The organism is Rufibacter radiotolerans, from assembly GCF_001078055.1.
GTDB classification, from domain to species: Bacteria; Bacteroidota; Bacteroidia; order Cytophagales; family Hymenobacteraceae; genus Nibribacter; species Nibribacter radiotolerans.
In genome coordinates this window covers 1775208-1802191 of record NZ_CP010777.1, presented here as the reverse complement: position 1 = coordinate 1802191, position 26984 = coordinate 1775208, and the positions used below count along the sequence as shown (strand labels likewise).

Genomic DNA, 26984 nt, shown 5'->3' with positions numbered 1-26984 from the left:
GTCGAATGCCCTAACTACAATCCCCCCTTTCCATTTTGAAACCACCACCATGAACAATAATCTAAAATCTTACCTGCTTACCGCGCTTCCTTTATTGGGGTTTAGCCTCTTTTCCTCCTGCCAGTCCACCTCCACCGCTAGTAGTTCAGCGGCTGCCCAAGCCCAAAAGGACCAGATACAAACCATCACCATCTTACAGACCGCCGACATACACGGGCAATTGATGCCCCACCAGGAGTTCTTCATTGAGAAGGGTAAGTTTGCCTTTAAAGAACGGGGTGGCATGGCCAACCTGCAAACCATTTTCAAACAAGTAAAGGCAGAAAACCCGGGCGGAACAGTGATTGTTGACGGCGGGGACCTGATCCAGGGCAGTGCCGTGGCGGCATTGTCAGAAGGCAAAGTTTTTGGCCCGGTGATCAAGGCCATGGACTATGATTTTCTCATTCCGGGCAACTGGGAAGTGATTTTCGGGAGCCAGAAAATGCGCGGCGTATTGGCATCTTACGGCAAACCGGTGGTATGCGCCAACATCTATGACGAGGCCTCCGGCAAAATGGTCTATCCCCCGTACCTAGTCAAGGAAGTGAAGGGCGTGAAACTGGGTTTTATCTCCTACAATGACCCGGAGGTACCCATCCGGCAGAATCCTTCCTTCAGCAAGGGTTTGATATTCAAACAACTGGAAGACAACCTTCAACCGCTCATCAAAGAACTGAAAGAAGAACAGAAAGTAGACATCCTGTTTCTGGTCACCCATCTGGGCATTTCCAAGCAGATTTACTTAGCTGACCAGGAACAGTTGAAAGGGGTAGATTTTGTCCTGGGCAATGACACGCATGAACGCATCAGGCAACCGCTTAAGCGTAAATATGCGCAAGTGGTGGAACCAGGGGCTTTTGCCTCTTTTGTTGGCCGACTGGACCTTGACGTGAAAGACGGAAAGATTGTAGGTCAGCGGTATGAACTCATAGATGTAGACCCTGCCAAATTCCCCGCCGACCCGACCGTGCAGAAGATAGTAGAGGAGCAGTTGGCACCTTATAAAAAACAGATGGAGCAGGTGCTGGGTTATACCACAACCCCGCTCTACCGCTATCTGGTGGTAGAAAACCCCATGGACAACCTGATCACCGATGCCGTCCGCTGGAAAACCGGCGCAGATATTGCCATTTCCAACGGGTTCAGATTTAGTACACCCATTGTGCCAGGCGCCTCTGGAAAAGCCCCCATTACTTATACAGATATCTGGAATATGCTGCCCGTGAACGAAAACGTGAAAACCGGTAAAGCCACGGGCCAGCAGATCTGGAACTGGATGGAGCAGGAACTCCACAATGTCTTCGCAGAAAAGCCCCTGGAACGGTTTGGCGGTTGGGTAATCCGTTTTTCCGGCATGGAGATGACTTTTAAGGCCAATGCTCCCAAAGGGCAGCGGGTCCAGACCATTACCGTGGCAGGCAAACCTATTGACCTGAAGAAACAATACACCATGGCGGCTTGCCTGAGAAGAGGCGAACCAGACGACATGCTCTGCCGCATGCCGGGCGCTACAGACCCCAAGGTGCATGACTATACCATACATGATGTCATGGCGGAGTACCTGAAAAAGCACGGCACGGTAGCCCCCAAAACAGACGGAAGAGCCCGGGCCCTTGACCTTCCGGCGCCAGTCTTGTCGCAGTTACCCAATGTAGATTACGTTTTCAGATAACCAACCAGGAGCAGGAAGCATTTACTTCCTGCTCTTTTTTTGCGGACCAGGGAGCTAGAGTGATGAAAATCAGCCTTCTAAAACCTCCTAAGTAAATAGAATCCTCGTTTAATGAGGGGGCCCTTAGGAGTATGCTGCTTATTAAAATTTAAAATACTATCTCTCTTTTTGAAAAAATAATCAATATAAATCTGGTACCTCCCGCCTTGATAAGCTTTTCCTTTCTTTCCCCCGGCATGTGTGACAATAGTCACTGATAACTATTAGGTTATAAGGTAGTTTGTATCTCTCACTGAATTCAAAATCTATTCTTATGAAACTAAACGAGGAACAGAATTTCATCAACTTTTTGGTGAAGATAGCCAACGTGGTGGGCCTGAGTTCAGTGGTGGTTATGCTGCTGGTGGGCATTGCCCTGATCATGGTCATCTACCACGTAGACTTCACGCTGCCCCAGCTCTCTCAAACAGAACCACCTGCCGCCACCGCCCCTTTGCCAAGTCCTTCCACGGCTCCTCCCTCTCCAGTAGTGACTGCACCTGCAGATGATATGTGGAAGGCCCCTGACCTGGCTTCCCTGGTCGGCACCCCTGAAGAAAAACAGATCACCTATGGGCAAGAGTTAATTGCCCACACCGCCCAATACCTGGGCCCCAAAGGCAAGGTGCTGCAGATTTCCAATGGCATGAACTGCCAGAATTGCCACCTGAATGCGGGCACCAAAACCTTCGGTAACAACTACGCGCTGGTAGCCTCCACTTACCCCAAGTTTAGAGGTAGGTCTGGCACGGTGGAAAGCGTAGAGAAACGGGTCAATGACTGTTTTGAGCGCAGCCTGAACGGCAAACCCCTCAAAGAGGATTCTAAAGAAATGAAAGCCATGGTAGCCTATATCAATTGGGTAGGCAAAGAAGTAAAGAAAGACGAGAAAGTGAAAGGCGCAGGCTTAGTGGAATTACCGCTTCTGGACCGTGCGGCTAGCCCCGCAAATGGGAAAGCCGTCTATCTCCAGAAATGCCAGAGTTGCCACGGGCCTGAAGGGCAAGGAATAAAATCTGAAGGAAGCGCTGAGTACCAATACCCCCCGTTGTGGGGAAAGAGCAGCTACAACAATGGGGCCGGGCTGTTTAGAGTGTCTACCTTTGCCCGGTACGTAAAAGCCAACATGCCTCTAGGGGCCACCTATTCCCGTCCTATGCTCTCAGATGAGGAAGCCTGGGACCTGGCGGCCTACGTGAACACCATGCCTCGGCCTAAAAAAGATCTCAGTAAAGACTGGCCAGATATCTCAAAGAAACCCATAGACCATCCCTTCGGACCCTATTCAGATGGGTTCAAAGAGAAGCAGCATAAATACGGCCCTTTCAAACCAATTGCAGAAGCCAAAACCAGCATGAAATAAAAGGGAGATCCTTCTGAAAGTCAGTTAGTTCGTTTTCATAAGGTCATCCCTTTCAATTTCCAAAAGACCAGTTCCCAGAAGACCAGTTCCTCCTTCCAAACAGATAATTCACTACTAGCGTAAAATCTATAATGACAGAAAATGTGATTGACCTATGGAAGGAGGCCAGGACCCGTTTCACCAAACAATTGGAGGAGTTAAAGGAGACCGACCTGCTTAAAAAACTGGCCCCGGCACCCAACTCGGCTGGGTTCCTGATCAGGCATATAGCTGACGTGGAATTACTTTTCGCCAAGAACGTGTTCCAGGCCCCGGAGGTAAAAGTGGTAGCTAAAACTGTCATAGAAAAAGCAGACCACGGCCAATAGACCAACTTACCGGAGCTACTGGAGTACCAGCAATATGCCTTTGACACACTTAAAACTGTTTTGCAGAAAGTGCCCACCTACGGCTGGGAAGAAAAGGTAGTGACCCAGGAATTTGGGGAAAAGAGCAAAGCAGAAGCCTTGGGGAGGATAACTTCACATACCGCCTACCACGCTGGGCAGTTAGCGCTCATTTTAAAATATGGAAAGTAATGCTATCTCTTCCAGGCTTAAAAATATCCAGCAGATAGGTGGCTGTTTTCAGGCAGTTTTAGAAAAAACAGGCTTAAAATAACCCTCCTAATTTCAAGCAAAGCCATATAATCCCAAGGCTAGATGACAGGTATTCCCTACTTGGTTTTTACAAATTCCACATCATCTATGTAGCAAAAGGAGTTTGATGCCCCATTCGCCCTAAAACCAATTTCAACTTTGCCTTCCTTCACCGGAATATTTGACAGCTGAATGGTTTTCCAAGAAAGGTTTTCGCCTGTAATTTTATACTGCACATTTTTGCCCTTACTTTGGGCGTACATTTCCAGCTTTTTGAAGCCGCCGCTGTTCTTTATTTTGGCGGTTAGCGTGTACCTCCCATCTGGTAGGGGAACAAACGGAGAAGAGGTGATCACCTGAAACGTCTTGCGTTGGAAATTAACCTTATCACTTAGGTTCAGGCTTTTCTCTCCTATTACTTGCTTCCGCTCTTCCTGGGTGTTCATGTGATTAAGAGCGGGAGAATTAGCGCCGCCTACCTCTACTTTGTTACTGGCCATAACGAAAGTTTGCCAGCCAGTTAATTGCTCCTGCACTGGCTTTACTGCACTGGGTATAACATTTCGGTCTGCTTCAAAGCTCCCGTTCTTTATATAGTTATTGTCAGGACCCACGTGCCATTCCCCGGTTTTTGCATTCAGGTTCCAGGCGCCCAGCGAATTGAAATACGGTATATTATCTTTAAAGGAAAGAGGCACCCACTGGTTATAACCTAAGCCGTTGCCAGCAAAGTTAGCCCACCGATCACCGCAGTATACCACTGTTTCCTGTTTACTCCCTTTCACAGTCACAAAGAAACCGGTCTGGGTTATGTGGGAGAAATCATCCATTACCCCTTCCATTACCACCATTTTGTTGGTAGGTTGGTATGGGCCTCTTATGTCATCTGCCACCAGGTAATACGCATAAGATGAGTCCCAACCGTAAAGATCTGAGGCCGCCATGTAATATTTGCCCTTGTATTTGAACATGCAGTTTCCTTCGCGACCTTCCCCCTGAAAAATCTTGGTGCAGTCCAGCAGACCCACTTTCCCGTCTTTTACCCCAATCTCTGAGACATAGATCTTGTTGCGCCCTCTGCCATAGGAATAAACCAAATAGGACTTGCCGGTATCCTCATCTTGAAACACCGTTTGGTCCCCGGTATTGGAAGTGCCAATGATGGGCTCCATGTTAATTTCCTGGTGTCTTTTAAAGGGACCCAAAGGAGAATCTGCCACCGTAACCAACACCCGCGCGCCATACTGCACAAACAGGGCATATTTTTTCCATTCCTGAATATAGGCTACCCCTAACCGCCCCACCCAGGTTTTCTTGTAAGGGTCGTCCAGGTTGTTTTTGGTTAAGACATTTGCCTCCGCTTTCCAATTGACCAGGTCTACAGAACTGTAACAGGTGACGGTTTCAAACGTGCTGGTCTTAAGGGTAAGGGAGGGGTCCAGACGATACTGTTCTGCCTCTTCATATTGCACCCCATACCAATAATACTTCTTCTCCCCCGTAGTAGGATCTGGAAAACGAAAGATGCCACCCCCCTGGCTGTATAGGGGGCGGCCATCTTTGGTGTTCCAGAAAACATCATTTTTAATTTGAAGCGATTGAGCCAAAGAGCTAGTGCCAGAAGTTACGCACAGCGCGCCAGCTAGTAGCAATGAGCTTAAAAATGGAAAAGCAGAATTTGAGGGCATGTCAGTCAATATTTGAAAGAAACCGAACTTAAAGGTGCCCCTAATATCTAAAACTTTAGTGTTGTTTTAACATTTAATTACCTCCCGCTGTAAAATTGAAAGGAACCAGGATAAGGAAGTCCACAGAACAGGTAGTGTGGAAAGAGGCCGAAAACAAAAAAGCACTTACCCCTTTTCAGAGATAAGTGCTTATTGTTGAAGAGCCTCCTGCCGGGATCGAACCAGCGACCTACTGATTACAAGTCAGTTGCTCTACCAGCTGAGCTAAGGAGGCCTTTGCTTTCTTAGAACTAGTTCCTTGCTGAAAGCGATACAAAAGTAGGGGTCTAATTTATATTTGCAAAGCCCTCTCCCACTTTTTTTAAAGGTTTTTTACAACCTCCTGACACTCAATTTAAAAATTTACGACCGCAGGGCCTTTAACTGCCTTTTCAGATGCTGGATCCTGTTTTGCGCTTCGTCAATCTTGGCCTGGTACTCTTCTCTTAGCTTTTCAGCATTCTTGGACCGGGCAAAGAATTCAATGTTGGTCCTGAGCGTAGAAATATCGTTTTCCAGCGAAGTGATATCGCGGCGCAGGTGCTGCTCCTTCTGGTACAGTTTCTGGTCTCCGTCAGGGCTGGATTTAAGGTGGTTCACCTGCAGTTTAAACAAGGTCTGCTCCCGCTGGTCGGTGCTCAAGGCGGGTACCTTGTCCAGGTAACGGGCCAGCAACTGCTGGAACCTATCTTCCAGTTTGGGGTTCCTTTTGCCTTCGGTGGCCATAGTCTGCCACTCCTGGTGAATGCGGTTGAACTCTTCCTCAGAACCAACCAGCGTGGGGTCCGCCACTTTGGTGGCTAGCTCTTCACAATACGCCAGTTTCTGGGCCGACTGTTGGTTCAGCTGGGTTTCCTTGTTCTGGGCCTCCTGGTGCAGGCGGTCAAAGAAAGTATTACAGGCGGTCCGGAAACGGTTCCAGATCTTGTCTGAGTACTTATCTGGTACCCGGCCAATAGTCTTCCATTTCTTCTGCAGCTGAATGAGCTTTTCTTTGGTGCTGTCCCACTCTTCGCTGGCTTGCACGCTTTCGGCTTCCTCGCACAGAGCTACCTTCTGGCGGTAGTTGTTCATCTTCTCCTCATCCAGGGCTTTGAAGAAGGTATTCTTATGGTGGAAGAAGGCTTTGTAACTGCTCCAGAAGGCTTTGTTTACTTCCTCGGCAAATTCCTTAGGTACCAGGCCAGCGGCATCCCAGCGCTCTTTCAGGAGCTGAATCTGGTCGGTTTTATCGCGCCAGTCATTGATGCGGTCAGAGGTTATGTGCTGGAATTGCTCAATCTCAGCCAGCAGGGCCCGCTTGGTTTCCAGGTTGGCCATTTCCTCGGCGCGTCTGCTTTCAAAGAAGGCTTTCTTGCGTTCGTGTACTTGCTCAGAGGCCTGAATAAATCTATTCCAGATCACGTCGCGGGCTTCGTTAGGCACAGGGCCAATGTGTTTCCACTCATCATGCAGATGGCGCAGCTCCTGCAAGGCCTTGTTCACGTTCGTTTCCTGGGCAAGGGCCTCAGCGCGTTCGCAAAGAGCGGTTTTGGCATCCAGATTCCGCTTGCGGTCCAGCTCTTTCAGTTCAAAAAAGATACTGCGGTTGTTGTAGTACATGTCCAGCAGGGCGTGGTAGGAGTTCCACAATTGCTGGGTTTCTGCGGTAGGTACCTGCCCAATGGATTTCCATTCGGCCTGAAGTTCTTTAATGTTGTTAACGCTGGTCTGGGTCTCAGAAGACTCTATTAGCACGCGCAGCTTCTCTAGTAGCTCGCGTTTCCGCTGCAGGTTCTGGACTTTCTGCTCTTCGTCCTGGCGGGCTTCTTTGTGGCGGGCCTCTCTAAACTTCTGCATGGCCTGCTCCACCTCACGATGGGCTGGCGAGGCCTTGAATTCAAAATCATCGGCGGAGCCGCCTTCAGCAATGAACCGTTTTAAGGCTTCCTGCTTTTCTTCCTGAAAGTGCTGGTCATAGACCTTGTACAGGTTGTTGAGCGCGCGGCCAGATTTACGGGCGTTGCCTTCCTGAGAAAGAGAAATAATGCGGGTTCTTAATTCTTCTACCGGTAAATGGGAGAAGTCTTCTTCCTGGTGCAGCTCATCCTCCTCATGGTGTTCTTCGGGGGCAACGGGAGCGCTGGCAGTTGGTTGTTCAGAAGCCACTGGTGCGGCTGGTGCTGTTTGCTCTTCTACCGGAACTGCGGCCACTGGTGCGGCGGCAGAGGCAGGTTCTTCAGAGGAAACTTGAGATTCAATTGGTGTGGGCGCAGTTTCAGCAGACGCTGCCGGATTTTGTTCCTCTGTAGAGGCAGCCCTCACTTCGGGCTCTTCCTCTTTGGCTGAATCTTCCTGGTCGGGCATGAACACAGCTACGGGCGTTATGAGCTCGGCAGAGGCCAGTACCGAAGACTCGGCTTTTTCAGGGTCCACCTCCGGGGAGGCTACCTCTATTTCTCCCGCAGGTGAAATGTTTTCAGATTGGGGCTGGGGTTCCTCCACGGCAGATGCCTCTGCAAGGTTTTCCGGGGTCCCGGGTTGCTGGGGGGCGCGGGAATTGATTTCGGCTAGACGCTCTTCCAAAATGCGGCGTTGTTCTTGCGCATTATCTTTGGCAGCTTGTTCATCCGTACTTCCGTTTTGCTGATTTTCCGGTTCTAGGTTCATCATACACGTGGGGCTTTGCGCCGTTGGGTTAGTTTAAACTTGGGTCTGCGGGGTAGTTGGCGTACATTTTGTACTTGCCACCCATCTCTTTTAAGATGTCGCGCCACAAGGTATCTATATTCAAAGTAAGCAATTTATTTGCAGCATTGTTATTAACAAACCAAACATTTTTATCAATTTCCTCCTCTAACTGGCCCGGGCTCCAGCCCGAATAGCCCACAAAAAACCTAATCTGGTCAGTGGTGACCAAGCCTTGGTTTAACCAATTGGTTAGTTCGTCAAAATCGCCGCCCCAGTACAGATCTGAGGCAATGCGCTGGGCATTTGGTAAATCTGCCAGCCTGTGAATATAGTGCAGCGTATTGGGTTGCATGGGGCCGCCTACAGCCAGGGCCATGTCAAAGATGGTCTCATTGATGTCCACCACGTCAGATAAATGCAACGCAGACAGCTTGTTCAAAACCAGCCCTACGGTCCCTTCTTTGTCATGCTGGCAGATCACCAACACGCTTCTCTCAAAGTTAGGGTCGCCCAGGAAGGGTTCTGATATCAATATGCTTCCGTTCTGAATCTCTTTGGCCATCTTTTATATCTTCGGTTCTGTAGAATTTGCTACTAGTACGTACTCTTTCCACCAGAAATTGGTTTGCCGGTTTGTACGCATTAACGTTAATATAAACGTGTTTTTTTGATTTGTGGTATCCCTTAAAATACCACCCCAAATCCTTTTTTTACCGGGGTGGCACCTTTTACCTGTAAACCTCCTACTTTTGGGTCATTAACCACCGGCGGCTACTCCCATGGAAACACCTTTGTCTCTCGCAGATATCAGGATCAATTACTCGCTAAAGGAATTAACGGTGGAAGCCGTTTCCAGTGATCCTTTTAAACAGTTTGGCACCTGGATGCAGGAAGCCCTTACCGCCAAAGTGGAAGAGCCCACGGCCTTTACTTTAAGTACTGCTGACGCCCAGGGAAAACCCACCGCCCGCATCGTGCTCCTTAAGGCGCTGGGGCCCGAGGGTTTTGTGTTCTACACCAACTATGAAAGCAGAAAAGGCCAGCAGCTACTGGAAAACCCGTATGCGGCCCTAACCTTTTTTTGGCCTTCTCTGGAGCGCCAGGTGCGGATAGAAGGCAACGTGGAGCGAGTACCGGCGGAAGCCTCTGATTCTTATTTCCATAGCCGCCCCCGGGGCAGCCAGTTGGGTGCCTGGTCATCACCGCAAAGCCAGCCCATTGAAGACCGGTCTGTGCTGGAAAACCTGGCCAAGGAATATGAAGCCAAGTTCTCGGATCTGGACGTAATGCCCCGCCCCCCGCACTGGGGAGGTTACCTGGTCAAACCCCAGAAAATAGAGTTCTGGCAGGGCCGCCAGAACCGCCTGCACGACCGTTTGCTGTATGAACTACAACCCGACGGCACCTGGCACCTGCAGCGCCTGGCGCCCTGAGTGTTTCTGGCCTCTTTTTCTCAAAACAGCTTAAAACCAGTCTATGGCTGAAATATTACCAGTTAAAGGGTTCAGGTATAATCCCAAGCTTCCGTTTTCTCTGGATGCCCTAACGTCGCCGTTGTTTGACGTGGTCTCTGTAAAGCAACGGCAGGCCCTGTACCGCAATCCTTATAACAGCATCCATTTATCCGTTCCTCCCGGGCCCAACCCCGCAGAAAGCGCCCGCCGCACCGCAGAACACTGGAAACGGTCAGGTATTCTGCAGCAGGACCCTTTGCCGGGCATTTACGTGTATTACCAGTATTTCAAACTGCACGGCTCTGACCGCAACTATTGCCGCAAGGGTTTTATGTGCCACATCAAGGCTTACGCCTGGGATGAGCAGGTCATTCTCCGGCATGAGAACACCATTCCGGCGGCCGTCAATGACCGGATTGAGCTGCTGGAGCAGACCAAGATGCATACCAGCGCCACGCATGGTCTCTTCACTGACCCTACTTTTGCGCTGGAGACCTATATGGATGAGAGCATCACCTCTCCTATCTATGAATCTGAGGATTACCAGGGCGTGCGTGATGTGCTCTCTGTGATCCATGATGCCGAGGTCATCCAGAAATTTGTGGACCATATAAAGGACCAACAGATCATTCTGGCAGATGGCCACCACCGGTACGAAGGGTCCCTGGCTTATCGCCAGAAAATGATGAAGGAGCAACCGGATGCCTCACCAGATGCGCCCTTCCATTACCACCTCATGTACCTGACCAACACGGCCTCAGATGACCTGCGCATTCTCCCCACGCACCGGTTACTGGAAACCATTCCGCTCCCGGCAGAGGAATTTCTGCAGAAGCTGGAGGAGTTTTTCACCATTAAGCCCGTGGAGGAAGCCTATGACCTGAACGAGGTGATAGTAGGAAAGCAATGGGCCTTTGGCATGTACCTGGAAGGGAACGCGTATAAATTGCGCCTGAAACCCGAGATGCACGCCCAACTCTCCTGGGACATTCCGCAGGAAGTAAAAGACCTGGACCTGACCGTAATGCACTACTTCATTCTGGAACGGGTGTTGGGCATCAGCGCCGAGGAGCAACGGCAATACCCGGGGCTTTCCTATGTGCGGTCGTTCCCGGAGTGCCTCGCCAAGGTAGATGCTGGAACCGCGCAGGTGGCTCTTATCACCAACGAAGTGACCATGGAAGAAGTGCAGCGCGTGTGCCATTCGGGCGCGGTGATGCCGCAAAAATCTACCTTCTTCTATCCTAAAGTTATCTGTGGTTTTTTATTCAGCTCAATAGACGAAAATGAATTTTACTAATAAGAAGTATATCCTGGCCTCCAATTCTCCAAGACGCCGTGAACTGCTCACCAACCTGGGCCTCCCGTTTGAGGTGCGCGTGAAAGAAGTGCACGAGGATTTCCCCGCAGACCTGGCTCGTGCCGAGGTGGCCGAATACCTGGCCGCCCACAAAGCCAGTTTCTACCGCGAGGACCTGCAACCGGAGGAGGTGATCATCACCGCAGACACCATTGTGTGCCTGGACGACAAGATCCTGAACAAGCCCTATGACCATGCCGAGGCTACCCGCATGCTCACCCACCTTTCGGGACGCAGCCATGAGGTCTACACCGGGGTTTGCCTATTAAGCCAGGACAAAAGCGTGGTTTTCCATGACGTGACCACCGTCCATTTTAGGGAGCTCACCCGTGATGAGATTGACTTCTACATCAATGAATACAAACCCTTTGACAAAGCCGGCAGCTACGGCGCCCAGGATTGGCTGGGGCTGGTAGGCATTGAGCGTATTGAAGGCTCTTATTTTAATGTGATGGGCCTGCCCGTGCACCGATTGTATGAGGAATTGCTGGTGTTTTAACCGGTAAGATTGAATTTGCGTTTTGGGCCTGTTTTCTTGAAAACAGGCCCAATACAGAAGGCCCGCTCTTTTATCAAGAGCGGGCCTTCTGTTTTAATTTGGGTTTGTAGTTCCTGGCGCAAGGGTCAGATGATGTCCAAAAGAATATTAGTTTCTGCTTTTCCATCCTTCTTTCATTCCTTTTGTGATTTTGTTGTCCATTTGTCCTTTCTCTCCCTACTTTGTCATCCTGAAAGGATCTTGGTAGCGAACGGTAGTGACATTAATTTACACGCTACTGCCGTTCGCCCACAAGGTCCTTTCAGGAGGACAAAAGAAAATAAGAAGGCCTTTGGTGACAAGAAGGAAAAGAAGGCCCAGTAGAATTCTTTATGCACTCGGACACCTGCGGACGCATTTGCCATGAATAGCCTGCAGGCTTACCTGAATTTCTCTTTTAAGATATCAATCTCCACCCCCGGCGAAACCTGCTCATACAAGATGTTGTACACCGCCGTGGTGATAGGCATCTCTACCTTATATTTCTGGTTGAGCTCATAGATGCTTTTCACGGCGTAATAGCCTTCTGCTACCATGTTCATTTCTACCTGCGCAGATTTCACGGTGTAGCCCCGGCCTATCATATTGCCGAAGGTACGGTTACGGCTGAACTGGGAATAGGCCGTTACGAGTAAGTCACCCAGGTAGGCGCTGCCTTTCAAGTCACGATGAAGGGGCATGAGCGCATCCAGAAAGTGTTCAATCTCCTCCAGGGAATTAGACACCATCACGGCCTGGAAATTGTCTCCGTAGTTAAGTCCGTGGGCAATGCCGCAGGCGAGGGCTATGATGTTTTTGATGACGGCGCAGTATTCCACCCCGTCAATATCATCCAAGGGGTTAGCCTTTACATACCGGTTGCGTAGCAGGTCGCAGAACTTCTCGGCGCGTTCCAGGTCATGGGACCCGATGGTGAGGTAGGACTGTTTTTCCAGGGCTACTTCCTCGGCATGGCACGGCCCGGCAATCACGCACTGCCGGTCGGCCGGCACGCCAAAGTGCTGCTCCAGGAAATCGGTGATAAGAAGGTTTTCCTTCGGGATCATGCCTTTTACAGCCGACACAAGGGTCTTGCCCTGGAACCCATCGGCTGGCAAACCGGCCAGTGCCTCCTGCACGAAGGCTGCGGGCACCGCCAGAATCACCCAGTCGGCCTCTTTTAAAGTTTCCTCCAGGTTGCTTGAAGGGTGCACAAAATTCAAATCAAACCGGACCCCGCTCAGGTACCGGGGGTTGTGTCCATATTGCTGGAGGTGGTGCACGTCGTCTGGGTTGCGGAGCCACCAGCGTACATCAGCCTTGTTTTCAGACAAGATCTTAACCAGGGCCGTGGCCCAACTCCCGCCACCTAAAACCGCTATTTTTTCTAATTCTTGCAAAGCCTATTTATCTTCGTCTTCTTCTGATTTATCTTCTTTTAACTTTTTGCTCAGCGTTTTCTCATCGGTCACGGTCACTTTAGCCCCGTCTTTTAACTGTTTGGAGATAGCCCTGAAAGGTCCGGAAACCACTTCCTGGCCTGGCTTCAAGCCAGACAGAATTTCAATGTTGTCAAAGTCACTGATACCGGTCACTACTTTCACCATTTTCACGGCGCCGTTCTCGTGCACAAACACCACTTCATCTGGGCGGTCTTCCTGTCTTACGGGTTTCTCGGCATCCTCAGATGTGTTGTTTTGCTTCTTGTCTTTACTGGTTTCCGTTTCCTTGGCCCGGGTGGTAACCGCCACCAAAGGTACGGAAAGAACGTTATCTTTCCGGTCGGTGATGATATCTACGGAAGCGGTCATGCCGGGTCTGAATGGTGCCCGGCCATTGGCCTGGATCAGGTCTTTGTAAGACTCATTCAGCAACCTTATGCGCACCTCAAATTCGGTAACCGCTTCTAAAGAAGTTGCGTCTTTGGCCGTATTGGCAATAGAGGTCACAATACCTTTGAACTTGCGGTTAGACTTGGTGTAAGAATCTACCTCTACCAGCACCGAGTCCTTCAGCTGCACCCGCACAATATCGTTCTCATTTACATTCACGCGAATCTCCATGTTGTTGAGGTTGGCTATGCGCATGATTTCGGTACCGGCCATCTGCGAGGTACCTACCACGCGTTCACCTTTTTCCACGTTCAGTTTGGAAACGGTACCGCTTACCGGGGCATAGATGGTGGTCTTGTCCAGGTTTCTTCTGGATTCTTCCAGTGAGGCGCTGGCGCTGCGTACCGTAGATTCTGCTGCCCGCACACTCTGCCGGGCCGCGTCTACTTCTGCTTTGTTGGCTTCAAACTGGGCGCGGCTGGCGTCATACTCAGACTGGGAAATCACTTTCTGCTGAAACAGCGTGCGGTTACGCTCAAAAGTCTGCCGTACGTTTTTGCTGTTGGCAAGCGCCTGGTTTAGGCGGGCTTTGGCCTGGGCCAGGTTGGCGCGCTGGGTATTCACCGACGCGCTTTGCATCTCCACCATGGCCTGGTAGTTATCAGGTCGGATGCGCAGCAAAAGCTGGCCGGCCACCACAGAATCTCCCTCTTTCACAAAAAGGGCGGTGATCTCGCCAGATACGTCGGGGCTTATCTTTACTTCAATCTCCGGTTGTACCTTTCCAGAGGCGCTTACTTTCTCTACAATATTGGCGGGCTTCACCTTAGACACTGCCACTTCAATCCCTTCTTCTTTTCCTATCCAGCCCTTCTTTTTGGCCACCATGGCCCCAATAAGCAATAGCACTACCAAAGCGCCAAGAATGTAAATCAGTTTGTTTGATCTGCGTTTTGCCATGAGTGGTTAGAGAGTAATGTTTTTACCCTGGTAGAATTCCAGGAATTTTAGTCTGAAAATGTAATCGTATTTGGCCTGAATGATATCTGACTGGGCCTTTACATAGTTGTTGCGGGCCACGTTGAAATCCACGCTGTTGATCAAGCCGTTATTGAGTCTGACCTCAGCGTTTCTGAAAGCCTGTTCAAAGGCGGCCATCTGCTTTTTAGCTGCGGCAAACCTTTTCTGTGCGCCCAAGGCATCGGTATAGGCCTGGGCAATGTCCTGCTTCAGTTGGTTTTTGGCAATGGCCGCATTCAGCTCAGCGTTGCGAAGGTTAATGCGTGACAACTGCACGTTGTTGCGGGTTCTGAGATTGTTGAGGATAGGAATATTCAGGTTGATACCCACGTATTGCCCCAGGTTATCAGATAGTTGGTCCAGGTAACTATAAGAAGTGGCCGTTCTGGGTCTGTTGATGGTGGTATATGTCACCGGCAAGCTGGGGTCATTGTTCACGAAGCCAATGGTCTGGGTCACCGTCTGTGGCGGGCCCACAATGAAAAATGGGGTACCGCTGGAGTAACGGGTGCTTACACTTCCGCCCAGGCTAAGGCTTGGATAGTAGGCGCCACGGGCGATGTCCATGTTTTTGAGAGAGCTTTCAATACGGAGCTGGGACCTTTTGATCTGCGGCATCAGGCTTTCGGCAGTCTGGTACACTTCCTGGGCTTCAAACGCGATCACCGACTGGTCAGGATCTGCCAGGGCAGGTACCTCAATGGCAAACGAGGCCGGCGAGGCGTTTTCCAGGTTTAACAGTTGAATCAACTGCAGTTCGGCCAGTTCAATGTTGTTTTGGGCGGTGATGATATTCAATTCATCGCTGGCAATTTGTGCATTAAGTTCCAGCACGTTGCTCTCTGGCACGCTTCCGGCCTTGAACAGCTTCTGGGTGCGGTCTGCCTGGGTCTGGGTCAATTTCAGGCGCTCCTGATTGGTCTTCAGGATCTCCTGGTTGAGCAAAATCTGCATGTAGGCCGTCACGATGTTCAGCATGAGGTCGTTCTGCGCCTTTTTCTGGTCCAGTTCCGTGGCCTGCAGGTCTATTCTATTCCGTTTGATGGTGTTCTGAACCTGTAACCCGTTGAACAAGGGCACACTGCCCTGCAGGGAAAAGTTGCTGGAGCGGTTCTGCTCGTTGCGTTGCTCATAGGTGAGCGGGTCATTGAAAAAACCGAAGCTGTAGCCATAGGAAGCGCTTCCGTTCAGGGTAGGCAACTGGTTGTACCGGGCCTGCTTTACGTCCAGGGCGTCTTGCTCCACCTGCAAGCCTACCTGCCTTACCTGCAGGTTATTCTGCAGCCCATGCTGAATACATTGCTGGAGGGTCCAGACGGTTTCTGCCGGGGCGTTGGTCTGGGCCTGCGCGAAAAAGCAACAGCCCATGGCCAGCCCCAGCGTAGCCAGAAATTTTGAGGTAAAACGCTGCATCTATAAATCAATATTAGGGATGTAAATCACATTCTTGACCCAACTGAGCTGCCGCAGATACTCCAGGGTGATGGGCCGCATGCCAGAGTCCATTTCAATGAACTGGCGGGCCAGGTCATGGCGGCCTTTGCGAGACACGTTCATGGTGGCGATGTTGCAGTCATCATGGGCGATCACGTTAGCAATAAAGGCAATACTGCCTTTCACGTCATCGGCGTCAATGATAAGGGTGTGCAGGTTAGCCGAAAAATTAGAGGGGAAACCGTCAACCTCTACAATACTAATCACGCCCCCGCCCCTACTTTGGCCTATTACTTCGGCTTGCCGGCCGTCTGCTGCGGTCAGATTAAGCTTTATGGTGTTGGGGTGCATAGTAGAGGCATTGCCCACCGATTTGAAGGTATATTTAAGGCCCCGCTCGCGGGCGTGGTCAAAAGATTCCTTGATCCGAAGGTCATCGGTTTTGAAATCAAGCAGGCCCGCAATAATGGCGCGGTCGCTGCCGTGCCCTTCATAGGTGCGGGCGAAGGAGTTGTAGAAGGTAATTACCGCCTCGGTAGGCGTTGCCCCCAGAATACGGATGGCCGCCCGGGCAATTCTTACCACGCCGGCCGTGTGGGAACTGGAAGGGCCAATCATCACGGGGCCAATCATATCAAAAATGCTGCTCTTTTCTGCCATGTTCTTTGTGCGTTTTACCGCACCAAAGGTATCATTTTGTTTCCGTGTGCGCCTGCTTGCCGTAGTAAATAGAACCCGGTAGGAAGAACGGAAAGGATGGTCTGGTGAAATTTTGTTTTGAGGAGGCTTTCTGTAAATGGAAGGCGCCAACTACAAATACTTTCACTTTCTTTGTCGCAGGTAAAGATAGATAATTACAATATTAACAAAATAATATAATGGCTGACCCAACCTTCTCCCCCCAGGTGCTGGAACTTCTGGAGCGCCTGCAGCAAAAGTACCGCCCCCTTGGGCAGGACCTGGCCGCCTACCTGGAAGGGCTTCTTTACTCAGATTTCCTTAACTACTGGGATTACATTCACTTAGACACGCTCCTGAGCCTGCAGACGCCCCGCACCAAGATACCGGATGAGGAGATTTTCATTATGTACCACCAGATCACGGAGCTGTACTTCAAACTCTGCCTGCATGAGTTCCGGCAGATAGCCGAAGAGGAAGTGACAACAGTAGACAACCTGATTCTGCGCGTAGGTCGTATTAACCGCTACTTTGAAAACCTGATCAATTCCTTTGAGGTGATGGTAGACGGTATGGACCAGAAGGAATTCCTGAAGTTCAGGATGGCGCTCATGCCGGCCAGCGGATTCCAGAGCGTGCAGTACCGCAAGATAGAGATCTGCTCCACGGACCTACGCAACCTCACTGACAAAGCCAAGCGCGAGGCCCTGGGCCAGCAGAGCACCCAGGAAGAAATGTACGGCTGCATTTACTGGAAAGAAGGCGCCACCGAAGAAGCCACCGGTGCCAAGACCCTCACCCTGTTGCAGTTTGAAGAGAAATACTCTGAGGAGTTGATTCAATTGGCCAGAGATTATCAGCACAAAAACGTCTGGGCTAAGTTTAAACAACTGCCTGAACAGGAACAGCAAAACCAAAAGCTGCTCAAGCATTTAAAGGAACTGGACAGCAACGTGAACGTGAATTGGCCCCTTATGCACTACAAATCGGCGGTGCGGTACCTGCAGCGCAACCCAGACGTGATCACCGCTACCGGCGGCACCAACTGGCAGAAGTATCTGCCTCCCAAATTCCAGAAGCGCATTTTCTACCCAGAGATCTGGACCAAGGAAGAAAAAGACAACTGGGGAAAGGGCTGGGTCAATGACATTATAGGCGAAGTAGATTGATTAATGTTCTAATGGTTTCCTGTGCTGATGTGCTAAATATTAATGTGCTAATGGGAGGATTTGCTAATTAATGGAAGAACCCTGTTCAATAATGTACCCTTACAACCTCCTTTAAAACTCTCGCCCTTGCTGCGTGTTCTCACCAGCAAGCAGAAAGGCGCCTCCCTCTGATTGGCTCCAGTAAAATATATTTAGCAATTCTATCCTGGTTTCCAGTTTGATAAAGTTTGGGCTTCGTTTTTCACTCTGTTTAATCTACTCTTCGTTTTAAGCCTGTTTTTCAGAAAACAGGCTTAAAACGAATTTTCCTTTCTTACCCGGGGTTTACCAATCATAGCTATCTTTGCATTGCCAAGGTCAAGGCTTTAAGCCCTTGGCGCTTTTTAAAACAACTTTTAAGGTTAACTACCTTACTGCCTTTTATGAAAAAAGAACTTGACCTGGTCCTGGCCCCTGAGGTGGCGTATGACCCTACCCTTCTGGAACGTGAGCTATTGCAACAGGCTGGCTTACAGAACGCCATAGACAACGTCTTCATCCATAAAATAAAGCGCTCCATTGACGCCCGCGGCCGCGAGGTAAAAGTGAAAATCCGCGCTAATGTGTATGCTCAGGCGCCCGACCTCTCCCATCTCTTTCCTTCTTTCCATTACCCAACCGTGAGTGCAGACGCAAAACGGGTGCTTATTGTGGGCGCCGGTCCGGCCGGGTTGTTTGCGGCCCTGCGCTGTCTTGAACTCGGCCTGAAACCCGTGGTGCTGGAGCGCGGAAAAGACGTACGTGCCCGCCGGCGAGACCTGGCGGCCATCAACAAAGACCATGTGGTGCACCCAGACTCAAACTACTGTTTTGGGGAAGGTGGGGCTGGTACCTACTCAGACGGCAAGCTTTACACCCGTTCCAAGAAACGCGGCGATGTACAGCGCATTCTGCAGTTAATGGTGCAGCACGGTGCCACCCCAGATATTTTGTTTGACGCCCACCCCCACATTGGCACCAATAAACTGCCGGTGCTCATTGCCAAAATAAGGGAAACCATCTTGGATGCCGGTGGCGAGATCCATTTCAATACCCGCGTTACCGATTTCATAATTGAAAAGCAGGAAGTGCGGGGCGTGACCACGGCCGCGGGCGAAACTTTCTCCGGTGAAGCTCTTATTCTAGCCACTGGCCACTCCGCCCGCGATATTTACGAGCTGCTGCACGCCAAGAACATCTTCATTGAGGCCAAGCCTTTTGCCATGGGAGTGAGGGTAGAGCACCAGCAGAGCCTGATTGACGGCATTCAGTACCACGTGCCCAACGGCGACCGCGGCCTCCATCTACCGGCCGCCTCGTATGCGCTGGTGCAGCAGGTAGCCTATAAAGGGCAGGAACGCGGCGTCTTCTCGTTCTGTATGTGCCCGGGCGGCTTTATCGTGCCTGCGGCTACGGCCCCCGGCGAAGTGGTGGTGAACGGCATGTCGCCCAGCCGGCGAGATTCCCGCTTTGCCAACTCAGGCATTGTGGTGGCTATTAACCTGGAGGACATGGACCTGAAACAGCATGGTGCCCTGGCGGGACTTAGAATGCAGCAGGCCCTAGAGCAGAAAGCCTGCTCGGCCGCCGGCGGTACCCAGGTGGCCCCCGCCCAACGGCTGCATGACTTCGTGAAAGGCGTAACATCCTCTTCCTTATTGGAGACCTCGTATCAACCGGGTCTGGCCAGCGTGGACATGCGCGAGGTGCTGCCCCCCATGATTGGCGAACGGTTGCGAGGCGGTTTCCAGGAATTTGGTTACAAAATGCGCGGGTACCTTACCAATGAGGCCCAGATAGTGGGCGTGGAAAGCCGGACTTCTTCGCCGGTGCGCATTCCCAGAGACAAAGAAACCCTACGCCACCCACAGATCTCCAACCTCTTCCCATGTGCCGAAGGCGCCGGGTACGCCGGAGGAATTGTGTCTGCGGCCATGGACGGGGAACGCTGCGCAGAACAGGTAGCAGTGCTGGTGCAACGTTAACCCCAGGCGCATTTAAGAGTATAATGACAAAAGGCGTTTTCAGCCTCTTTTCAGAAAACCAAGCCAAAACGATGAAAAAGACCGTTGTATTAGGGGCGTCAGATAACCCAAGCAGATATAGTTATAAAGCCGTTCACCAATTGAAGCGTTCTGGCCATGAGGTGGTGCCCGTAGGCATTAAACGCGGCGAAGTGGCCGGACTGCCCATTGAAACCGAGAAACCTGCCTTGGAGGGCGTGGACACGGTGACCTTGTATGTAGGGCCCCAGAACCAACCGAGCTGGTATGACTACATCATTTCGCTGCACCCCAAACGCATTATTTTTAACCCCGGCACCGAAAACTTTGAGCTGGAAAAGAAAGCACAGGAAAACAATATTGAAACATTGCATGCCTGCACCCTGGTCATGCTATCTATAGGGAATTACTAAAGGTAAATATCCAAAGAAGGTTTTACCCCGTTGGCTATAAATTTAAAGAGGTCGTTTTGGGGCTGTTTTATCAAAAACAGCCCCAAAACGACCTCTTCTTTTTTTAATCTGTGAAATTACTTTTTGGGTTCTTTGGTCTTCAAGCCACCTGCCTTCAGGTCTTTGTAGGCGCCCAGGTTATAAACGTGGGGAAAGCCCGCCTCCTGCATCAGTTTTTGGGCTTGCCCGCTTCGGTTGCCAGAGGCGCAGTACAGATAATAGGTTTTGTTTTTGTCCCAGGTACTGAATTCCCTGGCAAACTGGCCGCCACGCAAATCTGAGTTCATGGCTTTTTTAACGTATCCGGCCTGGTATTCTTCCGGGGTGCGTACGTCTACCAGCACGCCTTTTTCTTTTTTAGGCAAGGCTTTGTAGGTGGCCGCGGTGATTGTGTTCGCTGGCTTTTCCTGGGCTAGCAAGGGGCTGGCTATAATAAGGGCCAGCAGAAGGATAAGGTATTTCATAGGTTTAAAAGATTTCATACAGTTGTAACAACAAACCAAGTGCTCAGGTTCTGCGCTGCTATTTCTGCTTTTCTGCTGGTTTCTGCAAATTGAAAACAAGCGAATGCTCGACAGCCCTTTTGTTGTTTGCTCCCTCCTATCCCTTCCAATAAAAAATCAAACCAAATTTTTCTATTATCCGGTCTCTCCTCTACTCCAAAAAGGGCATTCTTTGCTCTTCTGTAAGGTATTTCCGTAAATACTTCTACAACTTTCTATCTTTACTTAAATTTTTTTCAGACCTCGGGCAACCCGATTCTGGGTTTGCGCATCTATCCTTACAAACAGCATTACTTATAGCTTAAACTTTTACAACCCGTGGATGAGATTGAACTGGTAACAGCACTGCAGAAAGGCGATGCCAAAGCCCAGCGACTCCTATATGAGCGCTTCGCGGGCCCCATGATGGGGGTCTGCCTGCGCTACCTCAAGAGCGAAATGGATGCCGAGGAAGTCCTGATCAACGGGTTCATGAAGGTGTTCCAGCACGTGAGCCGTTTTGAGCAGAAAGGCAGCTTTGAGGGTTGGGTCCGCCGGATTATGGTAAACGAGGCGCTGCAGTACCTCCGCAAAAAGGAACCGCTGCATCTGGCCATTGAGAAAGAGCACATTCACCTGGCCTCTGAAGATGCCTCTGCTGACAGCGAGATGACCGCCGAGGAGATGATGGCCCTGCTCCAGGAACTTCCGGCCGGTTACAGAGCAGTGTTCAACTTGTACGCCATTGAAGGCTACTCGCACAAAGAAATTGCCGACCTGCTGGACATTAGCGAAGGCACCTCAAAATCGCAGTTAAGTAAAGCGCGGGCTATGCTGCAACGCATGCTGGCCAAACAGGGAGTAATGATTGCCATCTAACCAGACAAAGACATGAGCGCAGAAGACTTAGATAAATTATTCCGGGACAAACTCAAAAACAACCCGGTGGCCCCCAGCTCCGAAGCCTGGGAAAGACTACAGGCCCGCATGCAGCAGACGGGGGCAGATGCCACTCCTAATCCGTTTATGGTTCCGGCCCAACCCCAGGAAAAAGAAGAACGCAAGCCGGTCATGATGTGGTATTATTCGGCGGCCGCCGCGGCAGTAACCCTGCTCCTGAGTGTGGGCCTTTGGGTAAACCGTGACAACCTGGATCTGGGGCAGGCATCGGGACCTGTGGCCACCGTTCAGGTTCCTACCACCAAGCCTAAAGAGGTGATAACCCCTCTGGAGGACCTAACCCAAAAGCCGGCTCAGGTTGAAGAGAATATCCAACAGGAAACTGAGGCTCAAAACCCTGCGGTGACCCAACCCGAAAGAATGGCCTCTGCCACGATGAATGCCTACCCGCAGGAAGCCAAAGAAGAAAGTAAAAGCCCGGTAAAACTTCAGAAAAAGGCTCCTAAGACCCAGCCTTTGCAGAATACCCAGGCAGCAGAATCTTCTATGATGGCCAGCAACACGTCGGTAAAAAGAACCGAAGGCGTTACGCCGGCCCCTGAAGATGAATCGCTTGAAATAATTGTAAAATTAGACAACTCCCAGGCAACCACTTCCACCGCCCTGGCATCTACTACAATAGCTGACACTCCTGACGAGGAAGAGAAGCGATCCGCTGGCCGCGTGGTAAAATCAATCTTTAAACAAGTGAAGCACCTAAGAGACGGCGAGAAAATAAGCCGCGAAGAATTAGGGATTCCAAAACACACTTTTGCCTTAGAAACCCGCATAGGGAACAAAAGAATCTCAAAGACTATAGAACTGTAAAAATCCTAATCTCATGAAACGTATGTACGCCCTGCTTTCGGCCATCATGATGGCTGCCGCAATCGCCTTGCCTTCCCGCGCCGAAACCACTGGTTTCACCGCCCCTCCTGCCCAGGATACCCTTATTGTAAAAATGAAAAACAATGCCAAGGTATTGGTGGTAGTGAAGGACCTTACCCAGCTGAAAGAGCTAAAATCACAAAGCATTGACTCCCTGATCACCGTGCTGGAAAAGCATGCCAGCAAAATTGAGCAGGCCGGCAAGCAAGCCGGAGACAAGCCCATGGTAGTGACCATTGACCGCAGCCGCACCGACAATGCCAATGATGTAAGAATCACCGTAACCCAGAACGGGAAAGAGGAAGTGATCAAAGAAGGAAACAAAAAGATCAGGATCCTGAGCGACATCAGCATTGACGTAGAAAATGACGATGAAGCAGACAAGACCTCTGTGAAGGTAAACGTGGGCCAGTCTGACACCACCAAAACCGATGACGACGATGACGACAAGAAGAAACGTAACCCACGGGTGGAGCATGACATGCAGCTAGACCTGGGCGTCTCAAATTGGGCCAACAAAAGCATGCCGGCGGGCTCAGAAATACAGGATGTGGAGTTGAAGCCCCTGGGTTCAAGATACGTGAGCCTGAACAGCAAATGGCACTACCGCCTGGGCGGCGAAGCCAGCCCGCTACGCCTGATCACTGGCTTTACCCTTGACTTCCACAACTACATGTTTGAGGACAACCTAATGCTGGTGAACCAGGGAAACCGCGCCGCGTTTGTAAAAGCAGACCCGCTCTCCTTAGACAAAAGCAAACTGGCCACCACTACCTTTAACATTCCCCTTGAATTTGGGCTTCACTTTAAAAATGACAAAGGCAAAACCAACTTCAAGATTGGCGCAGGTGGGTTTGCCGGGTACAGATTAGGTAGTCACACCAAAATAAAATACTCTCTGGACGGGGACACCAAGAAGGACAAAGAGAAAGATGACTTCAACCTGGAAGATGTACAATACGGCCTCACCGGTTTCATTGGCATCAGAAGCCTGGAGATGTTTGTGAAGTATAACCTGAATGAGCTGTTTGAGGAAAACCAAGGACCCAAAGCCAATGCTATTGCGGTTGGGTTCCGAGTAATGAAATTCTAAGTACAGATAAAAGAGGTAAAATTTTCATCAACAAAAAAGGGAGCAATTTCAGCTCCCTTTTTTGTTGATGCTTCTATTCAGGCTGTTCATTGTTTTAGGGCCGTTTTATGAAAAACAGGCGTAAAACAGCTTATTCTGTATCTTTACTTTCGGCGCTTTCCGTCTTACATCTGGTGTCTTAAATCCTAGGATTCTTTAAGCGTTCCGGAAAAAGTTATCCAGCAGAATAGCGGTAGCGGTGCCCACGTTCAAAGACTCAGCTTTCCCGCGGCCCGGGATGTGCAAGGGCTGGGTCACCAGTTGCATCACCTCTGGCCCAATGCCATGTGACTCGCTGCCCATTACTAAAACGCCCTGGGGCTGAAGGGAAAGTTTATGAATATTATCTCCTTCCAGGGCAGCTCCGTACACCGGTACGTTTTGAGGCCGTTTTCCCAAAAACGGGCCCAAATCAACGTAATGCGGCGTAATCCTGAGAAAAGAGCCCATAGTGGCGGCAATCACTTTCTGGTTGTAGAAGTCGGCGCTGGATTTGGAGAGCACAATGGAGGAAAGGCCGTACCAATCGGCAATCCGGATGATGGTGCCCAGATTGCCAGGGTCGCGCACTTCGTCCAGGGCCAACACAAAGGGGTTGTCCTGCCAGTTGAAATCTGGGACCGGGCGCATTTTGGCAATGGCCAGGGCGGCGTTATTGCTTTCCATGGAACCCGCTTTAGACAAGTCGTTTTCGGTGACGGTCTGCACCTGAAAACCTTTCTTGACAAGATGGGTATGCTTCTGTAGAAATTTATCGGTGGCCAGGAGCGTCTCCAGTTCAACGTCTGCCTGCAGCAATTCTGCCACACTCTTTTCACCTTCCACCGTGAAAGCTTGGTGAAGCACCCGATATTTCTTTATTTGCAGTGACCTAATGTACTTCAAAAGACCTTTTGAGATCATACCTTTCCTACGTTTGAAGCTACGATGTTACGTATTCGGCGCGGTATTCACAATGCTGAGCCTGCTGGTAGGCTGTTCCCCTACCCGACATCTGGCCCCCAATGAACGGCTGCTCTGGCGTATAAAGCTGGAGGGCGTGAAACAGAATAATGCCTCGGCCATTACCCCGCTGTACCAACAAAAACCCAACCGCCGGGTTTTGGGCTTTCCGTTGTACCTGAACCTCTACTACTTAGGTAAAAACCTCTATAACCCAGAGCGCATACAGGGCAACATTGACAAAACCAACAAAGACTACGCCCGCAAGATACAGAAGGCAGGCGGAGACTCTGTGAAGGTGGATGATCTGATAGAGAAAAAGGAGAAAAAGCTGAGCAAGCTGCAGAACAAAAAAGAGAACGGCAACTGGCTTATGCGCACCGTGGGCGAACCGCCCGCCATCTTTGATTCGCTTAAACTGGTGGAGACCGAAGACCAAATCAAGATCTATCTGGCGTCTAAAGGCTTTTTCAAAAGCCAGGTGACCTCCCAAACCGAGGTAAAAGACAAAAAAGTTTTTGCCACCTTGGTGGTGCAGGAAGACAAGCCCTACATTTTAACCAACCACGTCTACCAGGTGCCAGACACTACCATTCTGGGACTGCTCACAGAATCTCAGGCCGAAAGCCACATTCACCAGGGGAAAAACTATGATGAGGCCCTTTTGAGCCAGGAACGGACCCGTATTGAGCAACTTCTCAAGAACAACGGCTTCTATGACTTCCGGCAGCAGTACGTCACGTTTGAGGCAGACACCAGCTACGAAGCGTATACCGTTAGGTTGAGTACCCTGGTCTCTAACCCTACAGACACCACTTATCACAAGATCTACACCATCAATAAGGTCTTCTTCACCTCAGATGCGGGCATAAACAGGTTTGGGCGTGACAGGGATACCGTTACCCTCAATAAAGTCAACTTCCTGGCCTATGAACACCAGATTAAGCCGCGCATCCTCCTCAGGAAAGTGATCATCCGGTCGGGTCAGACCTATTCTGCTGCCCGCGCCCTCAACAACCAGCGCATCATCAGTAACCTGGACGTGTTCAAATACACCACCATCGGCTTTACCAAAGTAGAAGATTCCCTGGCCAGAGACCCGCACAAGGGTTTGCTGAACGCGCAAATCAATACCGCCCTGCTTCCCCGTTTCCAGGAAACCACTGAGGTGGGCGGTACTTTCACGGAGCAGGTCCCGGGCCCTTACGCCAGTATCAGGTTCAGGGTCAGGAATATCTTCGGCGGGGCCGAGATTTTTGACGTTGGGGTGCGGGCCGGTATTGAAGGGCAGCTGCAACGCAATGTGGCTACGGTAGGCCGAAGAACCGAGATTGGCGCCGACATGGGCGTGACCTTCCCGCAGATTCTGGTGCCGTTCCGGACCAACGACCTGCTGGTAAGGTTCAATCCGCGTACCAGATTCAGTACGGGTTATGCCTACGTAGACCGCAACGAGTACACTCGCACCAACCTTGATTTCTCCTTTGATTACATCTGGCAGCGCCTGAACATCCATCAGTTCAGTTTGTCGCCCATGGATATCAATATCATCAGTACCCCCCGCATCTCCAAGGAATTCAATGACCTGTTAACCCTGTATGAGCAGCAAGGCAACCCTTTGCGGCAAAGCTTTAACAACGCCTTTGTCTCCAGCATTAATTTCACCAGCCTCTTCAATACCGCCAATTACAACCAGACCAATGATGCCAAGCTCATGCGCATTTTTGTGGAGACCGGCGGCTTTATAGGCCAATACGTGGCAGAGCTCTTCCCCAGCCTGAGCAACTACACCTTCGGGAAGATCAACCTGGACTATAGAAGATACAAGCCCCTGGCCAACAATTTGATTTTTGTGTACCGTGCCAACGGCGGAGTTGCCAAACCGCTGGGAAGCTCCCGCGCCCTGCCCTATGACAAGTACTTTTTTGCGGGCGGTTCTTCCAGCGTGCGGGCCTGGCTCCCCAGACGCCTAGGCCCCGGGTCCAGCGCCTTTATTGACCCCATCACCAAAGAGGTGTCCAGCCAGTTTGAGCAGCCCGGCGAAATCCTTATTGAGCTAAACTCAGAGATGCGCTTCCGGATGTTCCGGTTCGGGAATACCAACGTGAACGGGGCCCTGTTCCTGGACGCGGGTAACATCTGGCTTTTTAAAGAGCGTACCGCCATCACCGAAGGAACCACCTTTATTACCCAGCCCGGCGCGCAGTTTGAGTTCAACCGCTTTTACAAAGAACTTGCCGTAGGCACCGGCTTTGGGGTCCGCTTTGACTTTACGTTCGCCATCCTTCGCTTTGACATTGCCACCAAGGTCTATGATCCCGCCCTTCCAGAAGGCAACCGGTTCGTCCTCAATAAATTCAGGACCAATAGAATCTTCGGAACCAATACCCTTACTACCTTTAACTTAGGGATTGGGTATCCGTTCTAGCGGTTAGTTGTTGGTTGTTAATTGTCCTTGAATCTAAAAAGGACAATCCCTTCTTTTTGGGCCTGTTTACAGTGGGAACAGCCTC

21 protein-coding genes, 1 tRNA gene and 1 pseudogene are annotated in these 26984 nt (G+C 50.6%); 13 read left to right on the top strand and 10 right to left on the bottom strand.

Annotated elements, in window-relative coordinates:
• The first annotated feature begins 49 nt into the window (after window positions 1-49).
• The 3 genes and pseudogenes from TH63_RS07500 to TH63_RS20910 all read left to right on the top strand — a co-directional run bounded on the left by TH63_RS07500 (window position 50) and on the right by TH63_RS20910 (window position 3694).
• On the top strand, window positions 50-1714 hold the full coding sequence (locus TH63_RS07500) for a bifunctional metallophosphatase/5'-nucleotidase (RefSeq protein ID WP_048920405.1): 1665 nt from the start codon (window positions 50-52) through the stop codon (window positions 1712-1714).
• A gap of 313 nt (window positions 1715-2027) precedes the next feature.
• Window positions 2028-3116: a c-type cytochrome gene (locus TH63_RS07495; protein ID WP_048920404.1), complete on the top strand. Its 1089-nt coding sequence runs from the start codon at window positions 2028-2030 to the stop codon at window positions 3114-3116.
• 131 nt (window positions 3117-3247) lie between these two features.
• Window positions 3248-3694: pseudogene (locus TH63_RS20910) on the top strand (DinB family protein).
• A 137-nt stretch (window positions 3695-3831) separates the two neighbouring features.
• Here TH63_RS20910 and TH63_RS07485 read toward each other — a convergent pair.
• From TH63_RS07485 to TH63_RS07470, 4 genes are all read right to left on the bottom strand, one after another.
• Window positions 3832-5361 (bottom strand): family 43 glycosylhydrolase, encoded by a 1530-nt coding sequence (locus TH63_RS07485; protein WP_231583565.1) that lies wholly within the window; start codon window positions 5359-5361, stop codon window positions 3832-3834.
• Between the two features lie 282 nt (window positions 5362-5643).
• A tRNA-Thr gene (locus tag TH63_RS07480) sits at window positions 5644-5716 on the bottom strand.
• A 128-nt stretch (window positions 5717-5844) separates the two neighbouring features.
• Window positions 5845-8133, bottom strand: coding sequence for a DUF349 domain-containing protein (locus tag TH63_RS07475; RefSeq protein ID WP_053093754.1), 2289 nt, complete (start codon window positions 8131-8133; stop codon window positions 5845-5847).
• A gap of 25 nt (window positions 8134-8158) precedes the next feature.
• Window positions 8159-8713 (bottom strand): YqgE/AlgH family protein, encoded by a 555-nt coding sequence (locus tag TH63_RS07470; RefSeq protein ID WP_048920402.1) that lies wholly within the window; start codon window positions 8711-8713, stop codon window positions 8159-8161.
• 217 nt (window positions 8714-8930) lie between these two features.
• Here TH63_RS07470 and pdxH point away from each other — a divergent pair, with 217 nt between their 5' ends.
• From pdxH to TH63_RS07455, 3 genes are read left to right on the top strand one after another with little or no spacing between them, the layout of a single operon-like run.
• Complete coding sequence (gene pdxH, locus TH63_RS07465) at window positions 8931-9584, top strand: pyridoxamine 5'-phosphate oxidase (protein WP_048920401.1); 654 nt, start codon at window positions 8931-8933, stop codon at window positions 9582-9584.
• A gap of 43 nt (window positions 9585-9627) precedes the next feature.
• Window positions 9628-10905: a DUF1015 domain-containing protein gene (locus TH63_RS07460; RefSeq protein WP_048920400.1), complete on the top strand. Its 1278-nt coding sequence runs from the start codon at window positions 9628-9630 to the stop codon at window positions 10903-10905.
• The gene (locus TH63_RS07455; RefSeq protein ID WP_048920399.1) at window positions 10892-11464 is read left to right on the top strand and encodes a Maf family nucleotide pyrophosphatase; all 573 of its coding nucleotides are present in this window, start codon (window positions 10892-10894) and stop codon (window positions 11462-11464) included. Before TH63_RS07460 ends, TH63_RS07455 begins: the two co-directional genes overlap by 14 nt.
• Window positions 11465-11883: 419 nt before the next feature.
• Here TH63_RS07455 and TH63_RS07450 read toward each other — a convergent pair whose 3' ends face one another.
• The 4 genes from TH63_RS07450 to sdaAB are packed head-to-tail and all read right to left on the bottom strand — an operon-like array spanning window position 11884 to window position 16428.
• Entirely contained in the window at window positions 11884-12882 is a 999-nt protein-coding gene (locus TH63_RS07450) for an NAD(P)H-dependent glycerol-3-phosphate dehydrogenase (RefSeq protein WP_076606436.1), read from the bottom strand.
• 3 nt (window positions 12883-12885) lie between these two features.
• Window positions 12886-14274, bottom strand: coding sequence for an efflux RND transporter periplasmic adaptor subunit (locus TH63_RS07445; protein WP_048920398.1), 1389 nt, complete (start codon window positions 14272-14274; stop codon window positions 12886-12888).
• A 6-nt stretch (window positions 14275-14280) separates the two neighbouring features.
• Complete coding sequence (locus TH63_RS07440) at window positions 14281-15747, bottom strand: TolC family protein (RefSeq protein WP_048920397.1); 1467 nt, start codon at window positions 15745-15747, stop codon at window positions 14281-14283.
• A complete protein-coding gene (gene sdaAB, locus TH63_RS07435; protein WP_048920396.1) occupies window positions 15748-16428 on the bottom strand; it encodes an L-serine ammonia-lyase, iron-sulfur-dependent subunit beta in 681 nt (226 codons plus the stop codon).
• A gap of 218 nt (window positions 16429-16646) precedes the next feature.
• Here sdaAB and TH63_RS07430 point away from each other — a divergent pair, with 218 nt between their 5' ends.
• The 3 genes from TH63_RS07430 to TH63_RS07420 all read left to right on the top strand — a co-directional run bounded on the left by TH63_RS07430 (window position 16647) and on the right by TH63_RS07420 (window position 20049).
• Window positions 16647-17615, top strand: a complete 969-nt coding sequence (locus TH63_RS07430) for a tryptophan 2,3-dioxygenase family protein (RefSeq protein ID WP_048920395.1) — start codon at window positions 16647-16649, stop codon at window positions 17613-17615.
• A gap of 422 nt (window positions 17616-18037) precedes the next feature.
• Entirely contained in the window at window positions 18038-19618 is a 1581-nt protein-coding gene (locus TH63_RS07425; RefSeq protein WP_048920394.1) for an NAD(P)/FAD-dependent oxidoreductase, read from the top strand.
• A gap of 71 nt (window positions 19619-19689) precedes the next feature.
• Complete coding sequence (locus TH63_RS07420) at window positions 19690-20049, top strand: CoA-binding protein (RefSeq protein ID WP_048922657.1); 360 nt, start codon at window positions 19690-19692, stop codon at window positions 20047-20049.
• Between the two features lie 116 nt (window positions 20050-20165).
• On the opposite strand, the gene TH63_RS07415 is transcribed toward TH63_RS07420, so the two are convergent.
• Window positions 20166-20552 (bottom strand): rhodanese-like domain-containing protein, encoded by a 387-nt coding sequence (locus TH63_RS07415; protein WP_076606435.1) that lies wholly within the window; start codon window positions 20550-20552, stop codon window positions 20166-20168.
• Window positions 20553-20909: 357 nt separating this feature from the next.
• On the opposite strand from TH63_RS07415, the gene TH63_RS07410 reads away from it, so the two are divergent.
• Genes TH63_RS07410 through TH63_RS07400 form a run of 3 tightly spaced genes read left to right on the top strand, consistent with a single transcriptional unit; the run spans window position 20910 to window position 23490 of the window.
• On the top strand, window positions 20910-21449 hold the full coding sequence (locus TH63_RS07410; RefSeq protein ID WP_048920393.1) for an RNA polymerase sigma factor: 540 nt from the start codon (window positions 20910-20912) through the stop codon (window positions 21447-21449).
• 12 nt (window positions 21450-21461) lie between these two features.
• Entirely contained in the window at window positions 21462-22337 is an 876-nt protein-coding gene (locus TH63_RS07405) for a hypothetical protein (RefSeq protein ID WP_048920392.1), read from the top strand.
• 13 nt (window positions 22338-22350) lie between these two features.
• Window positions 22351-23490, top strand: coding sequence for an outer membrane beta-barrel protein (locus TH63_RS07400; RefSeq protein WP_082161589.1), 1140 nt, complete (start codon window positions 22351-22353; stop codon window positions 23488-23490).
• A 195-nt stretch (window positions 23491-23685) separates the two neighbouring features.
• Here the strand turns inward: TH63_RS07400 and TH63_RS07395 are convergent, their stop codons facing one another.
• Window positions 23686-24432, bottom strand: a complete 747-nt coding sequence (locus TH63_RS07395; RefSeq protein WP_048920390.1) for a TrmH family RNA methyltransferase — start codon at window positions 24430-24432, stop codon at window positions 23686-23688.
• A gap of 13 nt (window positions 24433-24445) precedes the next feature.
• Here TH63_RS07395 and tamL point away from each other — a divergent pair, with 13 nt between their 5' ends.
• Window positions 24446-26899 (top strand): translocation and assembly module lipoprotein TamL, encoded by a 2454-nt coding sequence (tamL, locus tag TH63_RS07390; protein WP_076606614.1) that lies wholly within the window; start codon window positions 24446-24448, stop codon window positions 26897-26899.
• Window positions 26900-26984 lie beyond the last annotated feature (85 nt).

What these genes read in the sequence shown, in the direction of transcription:
- TH63_RS07500 (WP_048920405.1), top strand. Translation starts at nt 50, where the DNA reads ATGAACAATAATCTAAAATCTTACCTGCTTACCGCGCTTCCTTTATTG.
- TH63_RS07495 (WP_048920404.1), top strand. Translation starts at nt 2,028, where the DNA reads ATGAAACTAAACGAGGAACAGAATTTCATCAACTTTTTGGTGAAGATA.
- TH63_RS07475 (WP_053093754.1), bottom strand. Translation starts at nt 8,133, where the DNA reads ATGATGAACCTAGAACCGGAAAATCAGCAAAACGGAAGTACGGATGAA.
- TH63_RS07470 (WP_048920402.1), bottom strand. Translation starts at nt 8,713, where the DNA reads ATGGCCAAAGAGATTCAGAACGGAAGCATATTGATATCAGAACCCTTC.
- pdxH (WP_048920401.1), top strand. Translation starts at nt 8,931, where the DNA reads ATGGAAACACCTTTGTCTCTCGCAGATATCAGGATCAATTACTCGCTA.
- TH63_RS07460 (WP_048920400.1), top strand. Translation starts at nt 9,628, where the DNA reads ATGGCTGAAATATTACCAGTTAAAGGGTTCAGGTATAATCCCAAGCTT.
- TH63_RS07455 (WP_048920399.1), top strand. Translation starts at nt 10,892, where the DNA reads ATGAATTTTACTAATAAGAAGTATATCCTGGCCTCCAATTCTCCAAGA.
- TH63_RS07445 (WP_048920398.1), bottom strand. Translation starts at nt 14,274, where the DNA reads ATGGCAAAACGCAGATCAAACAAACTGATTTACATTCTTGGCGCTTTG.
- TH63_RS07440 (WP_048920397.1), bottom strand. Translation starts at nt 15,747, where the DNA reads ATGCAGCGTTTTACCTCAAAATTTCTGGCTACGCTGGGGCTGGCCATG.
- sdaAB (WP_048920396.1), bottom strand. Translation starts at nt 16,428, where the DNA reads ATGGCAGAAAAGAGCAGCATTTTTGATATGATTGGCCCCGTGATGATT.
- TH63_RS07430 (WP_048920395.1), top strand. Translation starts at nt 16,647, where the DNA reads ATGGCTGACCCAACCTTCTCCCCCCAGGTGCTGGAACTTCTGGAGCGC.
- TH63_RS07425 (WP_048920394.1), top strand. Translation starts at nt 18,038, where the DNA reads ATGAAAAAAGAACTTGACCTGGTCCTGGCCCCTGAGGTGGCGTATGAC.
- TH63_RS07420 (WP_048922657.1), top strand. Translation starts at nt 19,690, where the DNA reads ATGAAAAAGACCGTTGTATTAGGGGCGTCAGATAACCCAAGCAGATAT.
- TH63_RS07415 (WP_076606435.1), bottom strand. Translation starts at nt 20,552, where the DNA reads ATGAAATACCTTATCCTTCTGCTGGCCCTTATTATAGCCAGCCCCTTG.
- TH63_RS07405 (WP_048920392.1), top strand. Translation starts at nt 21,462, where the DNA reads ATGAGCGCAGAAGACTTAGATAAATTATTCCGGGACAAACTCAAAAAC.
- TH63_RS07400 (WP_082161589.1), top strand. Translation starts at nt 22,351, where the DNA reads ATGAAACGTATGTACGCCCTGCTTTCGGCCATCATGATGGCTGCCGCA.
- TH63_RS07395 (WP_048920390.1), bottom strand. Translation starts at nt 24,432, where the DNA reads ATGATCTCAAAAGGTCTTTTGAAGTACATTAGGTCACTGCAAATAAAG.